This window comes from Xenorhabdus sp. SGI240, from assembly GCF_040081915.1.
Lineage (GTDB): Bacteria > Pseudomonadota > Gammaproteobacteria > Enterobacterales > Enterobacteriaceae > Xenorhabdus > Xenorhabdus bakwenae.
In genome coordinates, this window is sequence record NZ_JBEBMB010000007.1 from 46,500 (window position 1) to 65,766 (window position 19,267).

13 protein-coding genes are annotated in these 19,267 nt (G+C 46.0%); 10 read left to right on the plus strand and 3 right to left on the minus strand.

What is annotated here, in order from left to right:
- Window positions 1–17: 17 nt before the first annotated feature.
- From iolD to iolB, 6 genes are all read left to right on the plus strand, one after another.
- A complete protein-coding gene (iolD, locus tag ABLA76_RS03080; RefSeq protein WP_348986849.1) occupies window positions 18–1,952 on the plus strand; it encodes a 3D-(3,5/4)-trihydroxycyclohexane-1,2-dione acylhydrolase (decyclizing) in 1,935 nt (644 codons plus the stop codon).
- An 84-nt stretch (window positions 1,953–2,036) separates the two neighbouring features.
- On the plus strand, window positions 2,037–3,023 hold the full coding sequence (gene iolG, locus ABLA76_RS03085) for an inositol 2-dehydrogenase (protein ID WP_348986814.1): 987 nt from the start codon (window positions 2,037–2,039) through the stop codon (window positions 3,021–3,023).
- Between the two features lie 118 nt (window positions 3,024–3,141).
- Complete coding sequence (locus ABLA76_RS03090; RefSeq protein ID WP_348986815.1) at window positions 3,142–4,854, plus strand: solute:sodium symporter family transporter; 1,713 nt, start codon at window positions 3,142–3,144, stop codon at window positions 4,852–4,854.
- Window positions 4,855–4,913: 59 nt separating this feature from the next.
- Window positions 4,914–6,833 carry a 5-dehydro-2-deoxygluconokinase gene (iolC, locus tag ABLA76_RS03095; RefSeq protein ID WP_348986816.1) on the plus strand — a complete coding sequence of 640 codons (1,920 nt, stop codon included), beginning with the start codon at window positions 4,914–4,916 and terminating at the stop codon, window positions 6,831–6,833.
- Between the two features lie 53 nt (window positions 6,834–6,886).
- Window positions 6,887–7,777, plus strand: coding sequence for a myo-inosose-2 dehydratase (gene iolE, locus ABLA76_RS03100; RefSeq protein WP_348986817.1), 891 nt, complete (start codon window positions 6,887–6,889; stop codon window positions 7,775–7,777).
- A 23-nt stretch (window positions 7,778–7,800) separates the two neighbouring features.
- Entirely contained in the window at window positions 7,801–8,631 is an 831-nt protein-coding gene (gene iolB / locus ABLA76_RS03105) for a 5-deoxy-glucuronate isomerase (protein ID WP_348986818.1), read from the plus strand.
- Between the two features lie 43 nt (window positions 8,632–8,674).
- Here iolB and ABLA76_RS03110 read toward each other — a convergent pair whose 3' ends face one another.
- Window positions 8,675–9,961 (minus strand): cytosine permease, encoded by a 1,287-nt coding sequence (locus ABLA76_RS03110; RefSeq protein WP_348986850.1) that lies wholly within the window; start codon window positions 9,959–9,961, stop codon window positions 8,675–8,677.
- Between the two features lie 14 nt (window positions 9,962–9,975).
- Window positions 9,976–10,671, minus strand: coding sequence for a PAS and helix-turn-helix domain-containing protein (locus ABLA76_RS03115; protein WP_047768144.1), 696 nt, complete (start codon window positions 10,669–10,671; stop codon window positions 9,976–9,978).
- Between the two features lie 486 nt (window positions 10,672–11,157).
- Here ABLA76_RS03115 and ABLA76_RS03120 point away from each other — a divergent pair, with 486 nt between their 5' ends.
- A complete protein-coding gene (locus ABLA76_RS03120; protein WP_348986819.1) occupies window positions 11,158–11,781 on the plus strand; it encodes a helix-turn-helix transcriptional regulator in 624 nt (207 codons plus the stop codon).
- A 528-nt stretch (window positions 11,782–12,309) separates the two neighbouring features.
- On the opposite strand, the gene ABLA76_RS03125 is transcribed toward ABLA76_RS03120, so the two are convergent.
- Window positions 12,310–13,176, minus strand: a complete 867-nt coding sequence (locus tag ABLA76_RS03125) for a GyrI-like domain-containing protein (RefSeq protein WP_348986820.1) — start codon at window positions 13,174–13,176, stop codon at window positions 12,310–12,312.
- Between the two features lie 407 nt (window positions 13,177–13,583).
- Between ABLA76_RS03125 and ABLA76_RS03130 the strand changes: the two genes are divergently transcribed.
- From ABLA76_RS03130 to ABLA76_RS03140, 3 genes are read left to right on the plus strand one after another with little or no spacing between them, the layout of a single operon-like run.
- Window positions 13,584–15,713 carry a type I secretion system permease/ATPase gene (locus ABLA76_RS03130; protein ID WP_348986821.1) on the plus strand — a complete coding sequence of 710 codons (2,130 nt, stop codon included), beginning with the start codon at window positions 13,584–13,586 and terminating at the stop codon, window positions 15,711–15,713.
- Entirely contained in the window at window positions 15,713–17,098 is a 1,386-nt protein-coding gene (locus ABLA76_RS03135; RefSeq protein ID WP_348986822.1) for an HlyD family type I secretion periplasmic adaptor subunit, read from the plus strand. The genes ABLA76_RS03130 and ABLA76_RS03135 overlap by 1 nt, the downstream gene beginning before the upstream one ends.
- On the plus strand, window positions 17,098–19,263 hold the full coding sequence (locus tag ABLA76_RS03140; protein ID WP_348986823.1) for a type I secretion system permease/ATPase: 2,166 nt from the start codon (window positions 17,098–17,100) through the stop codon (window positions 19,261–19,263). The genes ABLA76_RS03135 and ABLA76_RS03140 overlap by 1 nt, the downstream gene beginning before the upstream one ends.
- The last annotated feature ends 4 nt before the right edge of the window (window positions 19,264–19,267 follow it).

Genomic DNA, 19,267 nt, shown 5'->3' on the forward strand with positions numbered 1-19,267 from the left:
TCATGAAAAACAGAGCAATAAAGACGAAGAAAATGACGATGGCTCAAGCCTTGGTCAAATTTCTCAACCAGCAATATATCAATGTTGATGGGGAGGAAGCCCCCTTTATTCGAGGTGTGTTCACAATATTTGGTCACGGTAATGTGGTGGGATTAGGGCAGGCATTGGAGCAGGAGCCTGGGCATCTTCGTGTTTATCAGGGCTGTAATGAACAGGGGATGGCACATATTGCAACGGGATTTGCTAAACAGAAAAAACGTCGGCAGATATTTGCCGTCACCTCTTCTGTTGGGCCTGGCGCGGCCAATATGGTGACGGCTGCCGCAACGGCAACCGCGAATCGTATCCCATTACTGTTGTTGCCGGGAGATACCTTTGCTTGCCGCCAGCCAGATCCCGTTTTACAACAGATTGAACAATATGGTGATGGCACCATGAGTACCAATGATTGCTTCCGTCCAGTATCCCGTTATTGGGATCGCATTTCGCGCCCGGAGCAGTTGATGACAGCCCTGCTCCACGCCATGCGGGTATTGACGGATCCGGCAGATACGGGGGCTGTCACGATCTGTCTTCCGCAAGATGTTCAGGGCGAAATATGGGATTATCCAGATTACTTCTTCCAGAAACGGGTTCACCAAATTGAACGTCGTCCAGCTTCTCAGGTGCGCATTCAAGAGGCAATGGCACTGATTCAGCGCAAGAGAAAGCCGCTGTTAATTTGTGGTGGTGGCGTACGTTATTCCGACGCTCATGGAGCTTTCCGCCATTTTGCTGAAACCTTCCATCTCCCATTTGCTGAAACGCAGGCGGGAAAAAGTGCGATTGTGGCTGCCCATCCACTGAATTGTGGCGGCATTGGCACGACAGGTTGTTTGGCGGCGAATCAGCTGGCTAAAGAAGCCGATTTGATTATTGGTGTTGGCACCCGTTTTACCGATTTTACGACGGCCTCAAAGTCACTGTTCCAACACCCAGAAGTGGAATTTCTTACCATCAATGTTGCAGAATTTGACGCCGGCAAGCTGGATGCCGTAGGTGTTCTGGCGGATGCCAGAGAAGGACTCAATGCCATTGCACAGGCTCTGTCAACAACAGCATGGCGTTCGGCGTGGCAGCAAGAAATTGTTCAGGCGAAAGCAGCCTGGCAGCAGGAATTAGAACGATTGTTTTCCATTCAATATCAGGCTGGATTCAAGCCAGAGATTGCGGGGCATTTGGATGAAAAATTGGAAGAGTACAGTGCAACATTGCAAACCAATCTGACCCAAACCCGTGTACTTGGCTTGATGGATCAGTATCTGGAACCCAATGCCATCATTGTGGGGGCTGCGGGTTCTCTGCCGGGCGATTTACAGCGCGTTTGGCAACCGAAATTGCCTGATACTTATCACCTTGAATATGGCTATTCCTGTATGGGATATGAAATTGCTGCATCATTGGGGGCAAAACTCGCGTGTCCTGAACAGCCGGTTTACGCAATGGTTGGTGATGGTTCCTATTTGATGCTGCACAGTGAATTACAAACGGCTATTCAGGAAGGTATTAAGATCACTGTGCTGCTGTTTGATAATGCGGGATTTGGTTGCATCAATAACTTACAGATGAGCCAAGGCATGGGGAGTTTTGCCACGGAAAATCGTTATCGCAATCCGCGAAATGGCCGGTTGGATGGGGGGTTGATACCGGTGGATTTTGCCAAGAATGCGGAAAGCTACGGCTGCAAAAGTTATCGAGTGTATGATGAACAACAATTAATTGCTGCGGTGCAGGATGCGAAGAAGCAGCCCTGCGCGACATTAATCGACATTAAAGTATTACCCAAAACCATGACGCATGATTATGAATCATGGTGGAGGATAGGAACCGCGCAGATTGCTGATAATCCAGATATTACCGCATCAGCGGAAAAAATCAGGGACTATGTGGAGAAAAAAGTGCGTCAGTATTAGTTGCGATACGGGATTTATTGATCAGAGTTATTTGAGGGCTGGGCGAAAAAACCACAACGTACACATATGTACAAAGGAGCATTCATGTTCAATATTGCATTATTTGGCGCTGGACGAATTGGGCAGGTTCACGCGCTTAACATCGCTGACCATAAAGAAACTTGCCTCTATTCTGTGATAGATCCACATCTGACAAGTGCCAAGGCATTGGCACACCACTATCAGGCTAAAATACAGACCACTGAAGAAGCGATGTCAGATCCTGCTGTTCATGGCGTCCTGATTGCATCAGCAACGGATACCCATGCCGATCTGATAGAACTGGCTGCCCGACACAATAAAATGATTTTCTGCGAAAAACCGGTTCATCTTGATCTGGCACGGGTTCGTCAATGCCTGGCGACGGTAAAAGCGTGTCAGGTTCCTCTGATTGTCGGGTTTAATCGCCGCTACGATCCGCAGTTTCGTCGGCTGAAAAACCTGTTTGATGCCGGAACCGTTGGCAAGGCAGAATCGCTGCTTATTATCTCCCGTGATCCTTCTCCTCCACCCGCTGAATATGTGCGTGTATCGGGTGGTATGTTCAGGGATATGACCATTCATGACTTAGATATGGCTCGTTTTATCATTGGTGAAGAACCATGTGCTATTTATGCTCAGGGGAGCAATCTTGTCGATCCTGCTATAGGTACGGCGGGCGATATTGATACCGCGTTTATTGTGATGAAATTTCCATCGGGGGCAATGGCGACCATCACTAACAGCCGTCGTTCTGGATATGGTTATGATCAACGATTGGAACTGCATGGTGAGCAGGGGCTCCTGACCGCCGGAAATATCAAGGAAAACAGTGTGGCGTTCTGGGGGGAAAACGGTTGTACCACCGCCAAGCCTGTGCATTTCTTCTTGCAGCGTTATCGTGAAGCCTATATTGCGGAATGGGATCATTTTGTTGATGTCATGGCTGGCAGGGCAATACCTGAGACGAGCGGTATCGATGGAGAGCGGGCTTTATACCTCGCAGACAAGGCGCTCGAATCCCTGCAATCCGGTAAAGAAATCAGGCTATAACGATAAATTACAACAACAAACACTGTTGGAACATTTATTTCATAAAAGTCATCCTGTCTGTTCCAGCAGTCATAACTGTGGCAGACCGTTTTGTACCCAATAGATTTCAGGGAGGTATATGTCAGCTTTTCTTTCTTTTATGGGTTTTACCTTATTGGTCGCCGGATTTGCTTATTACAAAACGCGAAACAAAAACTTAAGTGATTCCACCGAAGGCTATTTTCTTGGCGGACGTTCCTTGACCGGAATATATATCGGCAGCTCCATGCTACTCATGAATCTGTCTACAGAACACTTGGTCGGCTTGAATGGGCTGGCGTTCAGAACCGGATTTATTGTTATGGCCTGGGAAGTGATTGCGGCTTTAACTATTGTTCTATTTGCTATTTATTTTTTGCCGAAATATCTGAAATTAGGCATTTCGACTATCCCAGAATATCTTGAGCGCCGGTTTGATAAAAACACGTTGCTGATCACATCCATCCTATTTTTGGCGATGTATGTGATCTCACTATTACCGATCGTGCTGTATACAGGCGCTATTGCCCTGGACAATCTGTTTCAGGTTTCCCGGGGTTTTCAGGTTGATAAAACCACGGCACTCTGGATTATGGTTTGGGGCGTAGGCGGATTGGGGGCAATTTACGCAATCTTTGGTGGGATCAAAGCAATTGCAGTTGCCGATACCATTAATGGCGTAGGCTTGATGGTGGGCGGCTTGATGGTAACGGTGTTTGCCCTGTTGTATGTGGGGGATGGCAGCGTATGGAAAGGGTTAACTGATGTCTATCAGACTCATCCAGAGAAGTTTAATTCCATCGGCAGTGAAGATTCACTTGTTCCATTCTCGACCCTGTTCACAGGACTACTTATCTCCAACATGTTCTTTTGGTGTACTAACCAATCCATTGTGCAGAAATCATTGGGCGCTAAAAATCTGGCGGAAGGGCAAAAAGGCGTAATGTTATGTGCTTTATTTAAGCTCATTATTCCTTCCATTATTATCTTACCAGGGATAATTGCATTCCATATTTTCAATGGCCAAATAGATAATCCAGATAATGCCTATCCAGCGTTAGTGCAACTGGTATTGCCCAAAGTGCTGGTTGGTTTCTTTGCCGCCGTGGTTGTGGGAGCCGTATTTTCGACATTCAGCGGTGGTCTCAACTCTTCCGTAACATTATTTACCGTCAATATTTACAAGCCACGGATCAACCCGAATGCCACTGAAGCACGGGCTGTGACAGTCGGTAAATATTTAGGCATCGGGCTTGCACTGACAACGATGCTCATTGCCCCACTTGTCGCTAACGCACCTGATGGCTTGTTCTACTTGATTCAGCAGCTACAAGGGATCTTCAATGCCCCGATCCTCAGTGTCGTTCTGGTTGGGCTGATGACAAAACGGGTTCCCCCGATTGCTGCAAAACTGGGGTTGTTGTTTGGTATGTCGGCTTACATCATTTGTCACTTTATCCTGGACTTTAATATTCACTTCTTCCACCTGATTGGCATTCTGTTTGTACTGAATATCATTTTCATGTTGACGATTGGGTATTTTTTCCCTGCCGAATCTTATCAGGAGGTGTATACAGAACAGGTGGATATTACCCCCTGGGCGATGGTTAAACCGGCAGGTTGCCTTATTACACTGATTGTTGTTTCCATGTATGTTTTCCTTGCCGAGAACATGCCAGCTTATGTGATGGCGCTCTACTATGTATTTGCCGCCAGCATATTGGGTTACGTTTTCTACCAGATAGGCAGGGCGTTATTTAAACATCCGGTAGTGGCAAGTACATCAGACAAAACAGGCGCATCGGAGAAATAAAAACTGATTTTCCCTATAACGCGTTCAGCAAAATAGCGTATCCGGTAAGAGGTGAATCAATGGAACAGCATAGAAAGTTGGATGTGATTTGCATGGGACGTATTGCGGTTGATCTGTACGGTCAACAAATGGGTTCCCGTCTGGAAGACATGGCAAGCTTTGCAAAATACTTAGGGGGTTCTTCCGGGAATGTTGCCTATGGAACAGCGCGTCAGGGATTAAAATCTTCAATGCTGGCAAGGGTGGGTGATGAACACATGGGGCGCTTTTTACGTGAAGAATTGGAGCGGGTGGGTTGTGATACCAGCCATTTGATCACCGATAAAGAGCGGCTGACGGCTTTGGTTTTACTCGGCATTAAAGATAACGATACGTTTCCGCTGATCTTTTACCGTGATAATTGTGCTGATATGGCGATCACCCGAGATGATTTCAGTGAAGACTATATTGCATCTGCCCGTTGTCTGGCGATCACCGGAACTCACCTTTCTCATCCACAAACGCGTGATGCTGTTTTGACTGCACTGACTTACGCCCGCCGCAATGGTGTCAAGACGGTTATGGATATCGATTATCGTCCGGTATTGTGGGGACTGACTTCATTGGGCGACGGTGAAACTCGCTATATCGCCTCAAAGCAAGTGACAGCACAATTGCAGGAAGTGCTCCCCTTATTTGACTTAATTGTGGGAACCGAAGAAGAATTTCATATTGCTGGTGGCTCTACGGATACTGTCGAAGCTTTGTGTCGAATACGGACACTGACGGCTGCAACATTGGTTTGTAAGCGGGGAGCATTAGGGTGTTCGGTCTTCACTGCCAATATTCCTGATACCTTAGACAAGGGGGTCACTGTCCGGGGCGTCAAGGTAGAGGTTTTGAACGTTTTGGGGGCTGGGGATGCCTTTATGTCCGGTTTATTGCGTGGCTATCTTAATAACGAAAGTTGGGAACAGGCTTGCACTTATGCCAATGCTTGTGGCGCTTTGGTTGTTTCCCGTCATGGATGTGCGCCCGCCATGCCAGATAAAATGGAGTTGGATAACTATTTAATGCGAGCAACTTTAATGCGAGCAACGGAAGTACGATGTCCAGATCTAGATCCACATCTCAGTCACCTGCATCGGGTTAGTCATCGTCATAAACAATGGGATGAATTATGTATCATGGCATTTGACCATCGTATCCAGTTTGTTGAAATGGCACGCCAGGTGAATGCCAGTCTCGATCGCATTCCGCAACTGAAAAAACAACTGTTCCGTGCCAGCCAGGAAGCCAGCACAGAAGCCCACTTGGCAGGAAAAGCAGGGATATTATGTGACAGCAGTTTCGGTCAAGATGTACTGAATGCTGCAACAGGGAAAGGGTTATGGATTGGTCGTCCGATTGAACTGCCCGGCTCCCGACCACTTTGCCTCGAACACGGTAATATTGGTTCCCAGCTGGTTAGCTGGCCGCAGGAACATATTGTGAAATGTTTAGTGTTCTTTCATCCAGAAGATAGTCACCCATTGCGTCTGGAACAGGAAAAAACGATACACGAAGTTTATGCCGCCTGTTGTCAGTCTGGTCATGAATGGTTGCTGGAAGTTATCTTGCCAGTCGATATGCCCCATTCTGATGGGCTTTATCTGCGAGCACTCCAGCGTTTTTACAATCTTGGTATTAAACCGGACTGGTGGAAATTACCACCGATGCAATCTGCAACCTGGGACCAAATCGCTGCATTAGTTGAACAGTATGATCCTTATTGCCGTGGGGTTGTGATCCTTGGCCTTGATGCACCGGAAACAATCTTAAAGGCCAGTTTCAATGCAGCGGCGGGTAAATCTATCGTCAAAGGTTTTGCCGTTGGCAGAACGCTGTTCGGGCAGCCGTCACTACAATGGCTGGCGGGAGAAATAGATGATGAAACGCTTATCCAGAAAATAAAAACTAACTATCACAACCTGATTAACAACTGGCGTCAGCGTGGATAGCGGAATAACAAAGCTAAAGAACATCCCTTTTTTCATCTTACAGGAGGAGCCTCATGGCTGTTCAACTTGGCATCAACCCCTTGACCTGGACTAATGATGACTTGCCGTCTCTGGGGGCAGAAACACCGTTGGAAACTTGCCTGACAGAAGGGCGACAGGCAGGGTTTGCCGGTTTTGAGCTGGGCAATAAATTCCCTCGCCAGGCACAGATTTTAGGTCCCATTCTGGCCGCTCATGATTTAAAACTCGTGTCTGGCTGGTATTCCGGTGAACTACTAACACGTAGTGTTGAAGAAGAGATTGGCGCAGTTCAGCCGCATTTGACTCTGTTGCGGGAATTGGGGGCTACTGTGATGGTGTTTGCCGAAGTGAGCTATTGCGTTCATGGTAATCAGGATAAGCCAGTGCATCTCCGACCACTGTTTCCGGCAGAGCGTTGGCAGGAATATGGTGAAAAACTAACAGAATTTGCCCGTTATACTCAGTCACAAGGCGTACAGGTTGCGTATCATCATCACATGGGAACGGTGATTGAAAGTGCAGAAGACATCGATAGCCTGATGGAAAATACGGGTGAAGAAGTGGGATTGTTATTGGATACCGGGCATTTGACCTTTGCGGGGGATGATCCGTTAGCTGTGGCAAGACGTTGGTGCTCACGTATTAATCATGTGCATTGCAAAGACATTCGTCCAGACGTGTTAAAAGATGTCAAAAACCGGAAAACCAGTTTTCTTGATGCGGTATTAAGTGGTGTTTTTACCGTACCAGGAGATGGCAGCATCGATTATCCCGCTATTTTTGCGATCTTGAAAGCGAATAACTATCACGGTTGGCTGGTGGTTGAAGCAGAACAAGATCCCGCTGTTGCCCATCCACTGACTTATGCCACGCTGGGATATCGCAATTTGCATAAATTTGCCAAAGAAGCGGGATTCATTTAAACGCGGAGATTGGGGGAGGTTAAATGTCTCAACTACTGTCAAAATACCACGCACCAAATCAGAGTAAACGGACGCAACATATTACGCCGGAAACAGCAAATTGGGGATATGTTCATTTTGCTGTTTATGAACTGAATGTAGGGGAAACTATCACCTTACCCGCTTCGGAAAATGAAACGTGTTTGGTGCTGGTGGCAGGAAAAGCCACGGTAGTGACGCCTCAGCAACGGTTTGAAAAAATAGGGGAGCGCATGGGACCATTTGAGCGCAAAAAGCCTTATGCCGTCTATGTCGCACCTCATGAAACGATGGAAATCGTTGCCGAGACTCGACTTGAACTGGCGGTATGTCAGGCGAAAGGAAAAGGCAGTTATCCCACCCGTTTAATCGCCCCACAAGATATTGGGGCTGAACAGCGTGGCAATGGTCATAATCGACGCTATGTTCATAATATCCTGCCAGATGATCAACCGGCGGAGAGTCTACTGGTTGTTGAAGTCTATACCGATGAAGGATGCACCAGTTCTTACCCTAGCCACAAGCACGATACTGACAACGAGCCGCAGGAAACTTATCTGGAAGAAACATACTACCATCGCCTGAATCCACCACAGGGTTTTTGTGTCCAGCGAGTCTATACTGATGACGGCTCGTTGGATGAAACAATGGCGGTTTATAACAAGGATGTGGTGATGGTGCCCAAAGGGTATCATCCCGTGGCGACCATCGCGGGTTATGACAGTTATTACTTAAATGTTATGGCTGGCCCGACACGTAAGTGGTTATTTACCTGGGAAAAAGATCATCAATGGGTTAATGGCAAAGAATATGCAGAGAAACATGCTGGCCGTTAGATATTGCTCCCCATTTGGGGAGCAATATCATAGATGCATTATGCTAAACGCGCTTACAAACTGATTTGAATAACCCATAGGCTAAACTTGCCAGCAATAGTGAATTAATTGCTGGAACACCCCATTCTGCCTCCAGACCAACCACGCTGCCGATAACACTGGCAATAATGGCAGCCCAGCCGATGGTTGGTGTTTCAGGCGGAAGTGCGCCTTGTTCTCGGCTCTTATCTAATATCTTGCGATGGGAACGCAGAATATAGTAATCAACCAACATGATCCCAATAATGGGCGGGAAAACAACGCCCAACACAGTCAGGAAATCCACAAATCGTTCCAGGATACCCAGAATAGAAAGTAGTGTTCCAAGTATGCCAATAACGACGGTCGTTGGAGGATAACGGAGTTTTTTGCCAGTAATACCCTCTGCGGCGCTGATAATGCCTAATGATGAAGAATACAGATTCAAGTCGTTGACCCTCAACGTGGAGAAAACGACAACCAAAAGACCTGCGCCGCCTGCCACTTGCGACATAATAGTGACAACATCTGACGTATTCAGGGCCTTTGCGATAAGGATCGCCAGGCCATTAATCACAAATTCTCCTGCAATAATGGTCAGCAAGGTGATCCCCAAAACATGCTTGCCTGATTTGGTGTAGCGAGTCAGATCAGGCGTCATCAAACTTGCAACAATTGCACCACCTACGACGATCGTGATACCTGCACTGATGGTTAAGGCATCACCAGAATGAGGTAATTTGATAATTTCATGTAGCTGTTGACCCGTATTACCTGACAGTACGGTAGTGGAGATATAAGCAACCAGCAAAATAAACAGAGGAACAGCGATCCTGGCGGTAAAACGTAATGCCTTAAAGCCAAAGGCGACCAGTGTTGTCAACAAAGTGCCGGAGAAAGCTGCTGACCAAGCAAACCCGAGTCTATCGCCGGAGGCAAAATTAAGGGAATGGGCGAAAATGGCGTTTTGGATACCAAACCAGCCTAATAAGCTGATTGCAACTACGAGGCCAATTAATACAGATCCTATGCGGCCAAAACCACACCACCGGGCTAACAGGCTGCCGGATAAGCCTTCGCGCATTCCCGCAAAACCGAGTCCAAACGTGACAATGCCAAAGATCAGGCTGCCGATGAAAATAGCAATAAAGGCATCGATCAAAGCCATAGAGTCACCGAGTACAGCTCCAAGCATAAATTGATCTAATGCTGTCAACATGCCCATATGCACAATAGCCACGCTTAACAGTGATACACGTTGTGTTTGTGGTACTCGCTTTAGTGGGCAGTGCTCAATTTTTAATACTCCCATCATTTTTGACTTCTTTAGAGAAATAGAACGCCTTTTTCAATTAGACGTTCTGGTATATAGCTATCTAATTGTAAGTGTCTGCAAAACTCCTCAAATTGCTGGAGTGAATGAACGTTCGCTTTTTGATAGATGTTATAAACTCTATTTTCTATCGTTTTGTGGCTAACGTTGTATATTTGGGCAATTTCCTTATTTGAGCGTCTTTGCAGCATGAAGAAGATAATATCCAGCTCACCACGAGTAAACAGGTTTGTGGTTGCTTCTGTAGTGAGTGTGCTGGGTTTGTGGCGATTAATGTATTTTAAGGGAGAGAAGCTACTTAATGGTTTAGCATTCCAGACTATCCCGATACATTCTTTTTCATCGTTATATACGGGAAATTTTTCACTGATGAAAGGAGCCAAACTGTTTTTCCCGTACCAATAATGTGTTTCGATAATGGAAACTCTATCTTTTGCTTCCTCGGTTCTCCGGTCATGCTCTTTGAGATCTTGTGAAAATTGGTCGTCAGACCAATCAGTTGGAAATTCACAGTCTAACTTACCTTCAATATCAAAGTATTCTGGTGTGTTGGTGTAAAGATAAGCCGCTTTATTCATATAGATATGTCTGGAATCCAAATCCTTAATACCCCAAGGATCGCTGAGATGTTCCATCATGGCAATTAGCCCCTTGAAATAGGGTTCATTATTTTTATAGGATAAACTCATCTCTATCTCAAATAATTGTTAGTTTATTCATTGTCAATAAGGACGTTTGTATTTATATATTTCTACTTGTATTGATTCCATATTCATCAAGGTTAATTTTCCACGGTAATTGTTAAGTTGAAATTTAAAATATCGCTGCAAGTCATGTTTCATCTGTTTTTGTCTGCTTTGGTGCTATTTATTATCTATTTTTGCTCATCTTTCCAAAAAGATAACTTACCCGATTAATATTTTCTATACTAATCCAACTTCAAGATGCGTGTTATATTTCCCCGCGCAGCGGGGAAATATAAGGCCTTGCGCCGTCTTGCGGATTGCAGCTTGAAGTTTATCGGGTATATATTAAATGATTCTACCCAAGAAAAAACTGTTATCACTTTTACTGTTCAATAGCAAGAGTGGTTTTCACCCTTTCCTGCGCTTACAAAAAGAGTTTAGTCTAAAAAATAATATAAATTATATAGTTATAAATTTCCGGGCGTGAGTATGTATAAGAAGAAAAAAATGGAACACCTGAGAAAAAACTTGCAATATTTACTCGATTCCAGAGGGGAAACAAGAGTATCGCTCTGTGAGCAAACAAATCTTAATCGTACGACTATCTATAACATCTTAGAAGATAGGGTTCAAAACGTTCACTCTTCCACAATACAAAAAATCTCCAATTTCTTTGGCATATCATATAGTGAAATAGAATCAACTGATATCGCAGAAAAAGAGCGTTTGGATGGAACCATTTCTTATGAAGGGAATATGAATCCCTGTGCTGTTCCGTTATTTATGCAATCTGAATGTATTACTTCTGAATTTTTGGTCAGTAAGATAGGCTCCCTGATGGTTGGACGGCAACTGACTTATTATTTTGGTACAGGGCCTAATATTGTTGCCGTTTTACTTGAGGATGATTTATCAGGCAAACATAATTCAGGAGATTTATTAATAATCAGGAGAGGTAATTACACGAGTAACAATCCAAAGCTATGTTTCGATCCAAAACTGCAACAGTTTCATATCAAAGAATCGAATAGAGAGAGTTTGGATAATTGGATAATCATTGGAGACATAATGGAAGAAAGGTTCGGATATGGAGAAAACGGCCTTATCACATAGATGTATCATATGAATATTTATACAACTTAGCGCTTAATAACCATGCTATACATAAGGTAAATAATATTCTTGATTTTTTCCTTGCTGTTAAGAACAGATATATTCTGATTTGAATAATATTTAACAATATCAATGGGTTAATTTTATTTATTTGTTTTTTTGTTTATTCATCCTTAAATAATGACACACGTATTCACCATTAAAATCAACATTTGTGTTTTTATGTGTTGATTTTGATATTTGTCTGGTGTATTAATTTCATCATCAAAACATAAGATAAAATTTATACTTTGTCTGGACGTTAGATTAGAGAGACTCTTCTCCTTCTATGTGGACAAATTATTTTCATTATTTTGAATTAAAATGTTACTCGCCCACACCAGGGAAATGTTAGTTCGTTTTTTAAACTGTTTTTTTGAATTAAAATAGAGTAGCCAGTCTCTTAATCGAAGATGTCTGATTAAGAGACTGGAGCTATCATTAAGCCAATATACGACAGGCTAATGTAGCAATAACTTGCAAGGTGTCTTATGCCAGAGGCAGGTAAATATCAGTGACGGCTTCGGCTTCAGTCACAGCTGGGAACAACTTTACGCGTTCAAAAAAGAGCGGGAAATCCCGAACTTCCTGATTGTGTTCCGATAACCAATTTGTATACAAATGATTGACTATGGAGGTGATTCCCTCATCTGAGCCTGTGTATCTAATATAAGCACATTTTCCTGATGGGATTGTTTTTAATGCAATTCTTGCATTCTTAACCGCAAACTTTGGTGAAACTTCTACACACAAATCAAACTGATATTCTTGCGGGTCAATGTTTGCGGGATCTGCATAAACAAAATTAAAAGTTCGGTGACGCTCTGGGGATAACTTATTCGTTATTCTCCACGCTTTGAACGCCCTAATTGTATTGCCAATATTTGATGATGAACCTTTATGTTCCATAACTGCCACGGTGGTTTCTGGAAAATTGACGATTTTTACTTCAACAGGAGATAATTTCTCATTCATCATTTTAGTCCTAATATTATTTATGATTTGGTAGTGTCTGTGCCAGACAGACCAATCAGGTTTTTTTCTGAACTCAATAGGACTTTGACCAACTGAACTTTTGAACGCCCTGGAGAATGCCTCCGGACTTTCATATCCACATGCAAGAGCAATATCTATTACTGAATCATCGTTATACGCCAACTTATAACTCGCTCTTTTCAATCGAATTTGCCTGATATATGCAGCAGCACCGATACCATAAGTTGCAGAAAACAATCTGTGAAAGTGATATTTAGAACAAGCTGCAATGTTACTCAAACTTTCTCCATCTATATGTGTATCGATATGTTCATCAATGTAATGAAGAAGGGCATTCAATCGTTGTTTAATCATCGCCATATATCCAACCTATCTGGTACAAGGAGATGTTATATAGTTTCCTGTAGCAGGACATGATGATTATTGCTGACTTATATTTTTCATGGATGTTCCTGCCAATAAATAGTCTCTCTTCGAGGTTTATTTATTGCACCATATTTAGATACAAAACAGGAAAAAATAGGAAACAAGCCAATAACAAACATGACCATTTTAAATTAATTCATTGATTTAAAAGGAAATTATTTTTCTGGATTGAAATTGATAATGATTATAGTATTGATAAGTATTACCTGGGGTTATCATATTTCTTGGTTATCTTGACTATGCGAAATTTTTTTTCACAGCCATAGAGATATCGTTAATGAATTTAGATTAACCCTCTTACGAATATGTTTATTTTTCCAATAACATGAGAATGGAATCACATGATGGGTGCTACGATTGATAAGGACAATATATCTACCGATCCGTTGTCTTCTGCCCTTGACTGTTGTCGATTATTGTTGCAGTTGATTAAAGGTGAAGCTCAAGAAACGCCTTCTTTATCCTCTGATAGCAAGCTGAAATTTGCAGTCAAAGAATACGGTAAAATACATAATGTTGATATGGCATTATGCCGTTTAAAATTCCATAAGCTGACACCAAAACAGTTACCTTTGGCCTTTCGAGACAAGCAGGGAGGATTTGTTGTATTAGTACGCCTCTCTCCTGATCAGGCTCTGATCCAGTCTCCTTATTCCGCTTCACCTGAAGTACTTCCTATTGATGAGCTTGAAGCCAGGTGGAGTTGCGAAGTGATCCAGCTGCGGGAGGGGTGCCACAGGTTCGATGTTTCCTGGTTTATTCCTGCCTTTATTCATCACCGCCACCTCCTCGGTGAGGTGCTGATTTTCTCCCTGATGCTGCAACTACTTGCTCTTGTTGCACCTTTGCTTTTCCAGGTCGTGATGGACAAAGTGTTGGTACACAGGGCATTGTCCACCCTGGATGTGCTGGTGATAGTGCTAATCGTGGCAGGGGTGTTCGAGGTGATACTCCGAGGATTACGTGAATACTTGTTCGCTCATACCGCTAACCGCATCGATATTGCCTTGGGCGTTAAACTCTTCCGGCATTTGCTGGGTCTGCCTCTGCTCTACTTTAAGCACCGTCAGGTAGGCTCTATCATCACTCGGGTGCAAGAGCTTGACAGTATTCGTGACTTTTTGACTGGCTCTATGCTGACCTTATGTGTGGATGTTGCATTCACCTTTGTCTTCTTCGGGGTAATGGCCTGGCTGTCATTGCCTCTGACTTGCGTAGTGTTAGCGTTATTACCACTCTATTTCTTGTTGGCCTGGCTGAGTTCAAAACCGCTGCAACAGCGGATTGAACAGCAGTTCCAGACTGCGGCCTGCAATACCTCCTTTTTGAACGAATCCGTTAGCGGTGTCGAAACCATCAAAAGTCTGGCGGTGGAACCCAATATGCAGCGGCGTTGGGAATCCCAGACCGCAAATATGGTTGAAGCCAGTTTTCGTACTCAGGTTCTTAATAGCTTCGTCAGCCACGGAGTGATGTTGCTACAGAAGGTAACGAGTGTCGGGATTATCTGGTTAGGGGCGAATATGGTTATTGCTCTGGAACTCACCATTGGTCAGCTAATCGCGTTCAATATGATGGTGTCACACATCAGCCAACCTATCGCTAAGTTGATCGACCTGTGGCAGCAGTTTGTCCTGACCAGAGTCGCTGTTGACAAACTTGGCGACATGCTCAACCTGCCTGTTGAGCAGGTACAGGGAGATATTTATCCCCGGAAGCCGCTCAACGGTGATTTACAGCTGCGTAATCTGGTGTTCCGTTACCAACCCGACCAAGAGCCTGTACTGAAAGGGATAACTCTGCATATCAGGGCTGGCGAGTCTTTGGGAATAGTCGGTCCTTCCGGCTCAGGAAAAAGTACCCTGGCCCGCCTGCTACAAAGACTTTATGCGCCAGACGGAGGAGAGATCTTGCTCGATGGCATTCCTCTACATCAACTCAATCCCACCTGCCTGCGTAGCCAGATCGGGGTTGTGTTGCAGGAGAATTACCTGTTCAAGCGCAGTGTGCGCCATAACATTGCACTCAAGGATCCCACCGCTTCGTTGGAGGAAGTGATAGCCGCTGCCAAATTAGCGGGTGCTCATGATTTTGTCCTTCAGTTGCCTCTGGGTTATGACACCGTGCTGGCTGAAGCGGGTAGCTCTCTGTCCGGGGGGCAGCGCCAACGCATTGCTATCGCTCGGGCATTGATGGCTAACCCCAGTATCCTGATTTTTGACGAGGCGACAAGCGCCCTTGATGATGAGTCTCAAGCCTTAATCCAGGCCAATATGGCTGAGATTTCCCGGGGACGCACCGTTATCACCATTGCTCACCGCTTGTCTACAGTGCGTGATTGTGACCGCATAATCACGTTAGAACAGGGCCGGATCACTGAATCGGGCAGCCATCACCAGCTGCTGGCTAAGGGAGGTTGCTACGCCAGACTGTGGCAGTTGCAACAGGCATTACGCAAGGAGGTGGTGTGATGTCGTTCAAGCATCTGAAAACCGTATTTTTGGCCTGGCGTCAAGAACGTTGTGCACCCGAGGCACCGAAGCGTACCCGTGACGAGTACGAGTTTCAGCCTGGCTATCTGGAGATCGTCGAACGCCCTCCGGCACCTTGGGCAAGGCTGACGGCGGGGGCACTGACTCTGTTACTGCTAATCGCTTTGATCTGGTCAATGGTTGGTCGTCTGGATATCCATGCTAATGCTGTGGGGAAATTACTTGTATCCAGCAATTCGAAGGTGATTCAGCCTGTTGAGGCTGGCGAAATTGCCGAGATATTGGTTCGTGACGGCCAGAAAGTAAAAGCGGGAGATGTACTTATTAAACTCAACACCCTGGGCGTTGAAGCTGAATTGAAGGAGTTGCAGGAGCAGATTAACGTCAAACAGTTGGAGCAGACGAGGTTACAGGCCCTGCTGACCGATGCCCCTATCGAAAATTTTGTCGTTCCGCAAAATATCCCGCCAGCCCAGGCCATGCAAGCGAGGGAGCATCTGGCGAGTATCTGGAAAGAAGTGATTGCCAATCTAAACGGTCTGGCTGGCGAAATGAAGGTTAACCAGGCGAACCAGTCCGCCCGTCGTGCCGACATCTCCGCGTTGGAGCATCTTGCAGCCAATATCAAGGTACGTCTTGAAGCGCACCGGCTCCTGGCTGCCAAAAAGCTGCTATCAAAAGTTGAGCTACTGGGGCAAGAGAAAGAAAGGCTGGAGGTAGAACGTTCTCTTTCTCAACAACATGCCGAATTGGCTGTCCTTGAAGAGCAATATCAGGGATTGCAGGAAAGCCGAGAGCGCTATCTGGCGAAGATCAACCGTGAATATTATGACCAGTTGAATGAAGCACAGGCCGCAATCGCTGTTATGGCACAGCAGTTAATTAAAACGCGTGAAAGGTTGCGCTTGTATACCCTGCGGGCACCGGTTGATGGGGTGGTGCAGCAATTGGCGATCCACACGCTGGGGGGCGTCGTGCAATCGGCCCAACAACTGATGGTGATCGTACCTGATGATACCCTGTTTGAAGCCGAAGTGATGGTGTTGAACAAGGATGTGGGATTTGTGCACGCAGGTCAGCCGGTGGAAATTAAGGTCGATGCTTTCCCTTATACCCGTTATGGCACCGTACGGGGCAAGGTGGCTCATGTCTCTAAGGATGCAGTTAAGGATGAGCAACTGGGGCTGGTATTCCCGGCACGGGTTCGAATGGAACGAACCTCTGTTGCAGTGGATGAGCGTGAAGTCCCATTACAAGCAGGTATGAGTGTTACCGCCGAAATCCGTACCGGGGATAGACGGGTAATCGACTACCTGATCAGTCCGCTGCAACAGTACCAGTCCGAAGCCTTGAAGGAACGATAATGCCAGCTATCGAATCTACCCGATTAGGGTCATTTAGCGGAGACGAGTCCACAGTCGTAGATAGTGGTCTTTTGGCTCTGGCCTACGCCGCCCGCCATTTCAATGTGGCAGTGGAGCCGAAGTTATTGAGTCACCGTCTCGCCCGTACCCAGGGGAACACAGACTACCAAGACCTTTGCCGTTGTGCCCAGTGGATCGGATTGAGGGCTCGCTATATCACCACAGATATGAGCCGTCTCGAACACCTTCCCCTGCCTGTCTTATTGGATACAGAACAGGGTTGGTTAGTACTGGAAAGGGTTGAAGGTGAGTTTGTTGTCTTGTATCAGCCAGACTTGAGTAAAGAGAAACATTATCCCCGGACTATTCTTGCTGACCATTGGCAAGGCAGGGTTGTGTTACTGGCGGAGGCAGTCGAGCAACCGAAACGACAGAAATTCGGCTTTAGCTGGTTTATACCTTCCATTCGTAAACATGCCGCCCAGTTTAGAAACGTGCTCCTCGTGTCTTTGATGCTACAGTTGATTGCCTTAGTCACCCCTATGTTGTTCGAGAATGTGATCGATAGGGTTCTGGTCAGTCGCAGCCTGTCAAGCTTACAGGTGCTGGGATTTGCCATGCTTATCCTGGCCGTGTGCGAGCCTGTTTATCGTTTTCTCCGCTCCTGGCTGTTCGCTAATCTTGCCAGTAAAGTCAATTCTGAGCTTTCCAGTCGTCTCTATCAGCATTTAATCACCCTGCCATTGGATTATTTCCGGCAGCGTCAAACGGGAGAAATCATCGCCAGAGTGCGCGAAATGAGCCAGATACAACAGTTTCTTACCGGTTCGGCACTGACAATGGTACTGGATTTGGCCTTTGTCGGCTTGTTTGTGGCGGTGATGTTCTTCTATGCCCCTGAGCTAACATGGCTGGTGCTCGGCTCTCTGGTGCTCTATTTCCTGTTCTGGATGGTTGTTGGACCTGTGCTGCGTACCAGGGTATTGCGGGAATATGAGTTAAGGGCTGACAACACGGCTTTCCTGATCGAATCAGTGACCGGCATTGAAACGATTAAGACCAGCGCTACTGAGGCGGGTTTCTCGCGCCGTTGGGAGCGCCAGCTATCTGCGTTTGTCCGTGCCTCATTTCGCGCCAAAGTAGTAGGACTCCTCGCCGGACAGGGGATAGGGCTGATCCAGAAACTGACCTCCGCCCTGCTACTGTGGTGGGGAGCTATTATGGTGATGGAGGGAAAACTCAGTCTGGGGGAGCTGGTGGCCTTTAATATGCTGTCGGAGCACGTTACCCAACCGATCCTGCGCTTAGCTCAGGTCTGGCAGGACTTTCAACACACTTTAATCTCATTGAACCGGCTCGGTGACATCCTCGATGAAGAGGGAGAAAACGGTAGCGGAGGTCTGGCTTCAATCCCCAGATTACAAGGAGGGGTGAGTTTCAGAGGTGTACGCTTTCGCTACAGCGAGGAAGGTCAGGAAGTATTGCGTAACCTCAATATCGAAATGAGTCCCGGTGAATTTGTTGGTATTACAGGGCCATCAGGTTCGGGTAAATCCACCCTGACGCGGTTGTTACAGCGCCTTTATATTCCCCAGCACGGACAAGTATTAGTGGATGGCATCGACTTAGCGATTGCGGATCCGGTGGAGCTGCGTCGCAACATGAGTGTCGTACCACAAGAGAGTTTGCTGTTTTCAGGATCGGTCGCAGAAAACATCCGTCAATGTCGACCGCAAGCCAGTGAGGCTGAAGTGATTCAGGTAGCAACGTTGGCTGGGGCAGACGAGTTTATTCGCAGCTTGCCACAGGGATACAACACGCAGGTTGGTGAGAAGGGCGTGCTCTTGTCTGGTGGACAGCGTCAGCGTATCGCTCTGGCCCGGGCCTTGCTAACGAATCCAGGCATTCTGCTGCTGGATGAGGCCACAAGTGCCTTGGATTATGAATCGGAAGCAGCGGTGATAGCTAACTTGCAGCACATTGCTCAAGGCCGCACTGTGATCAGTGTTGCTCATCGCCTAAATACCTTGCGCCATGCTGATCGGATTTTAGTACTCGATCAGGGGCAAATCGTTGAGCAGGGCAGCCACGAGCAATTGCTCGCCTTAGACGGGCTTTACGCCCGGCTGTGGGCCTTGCAGATGAAAGAAAAAGTAACCCCGTAAAGAT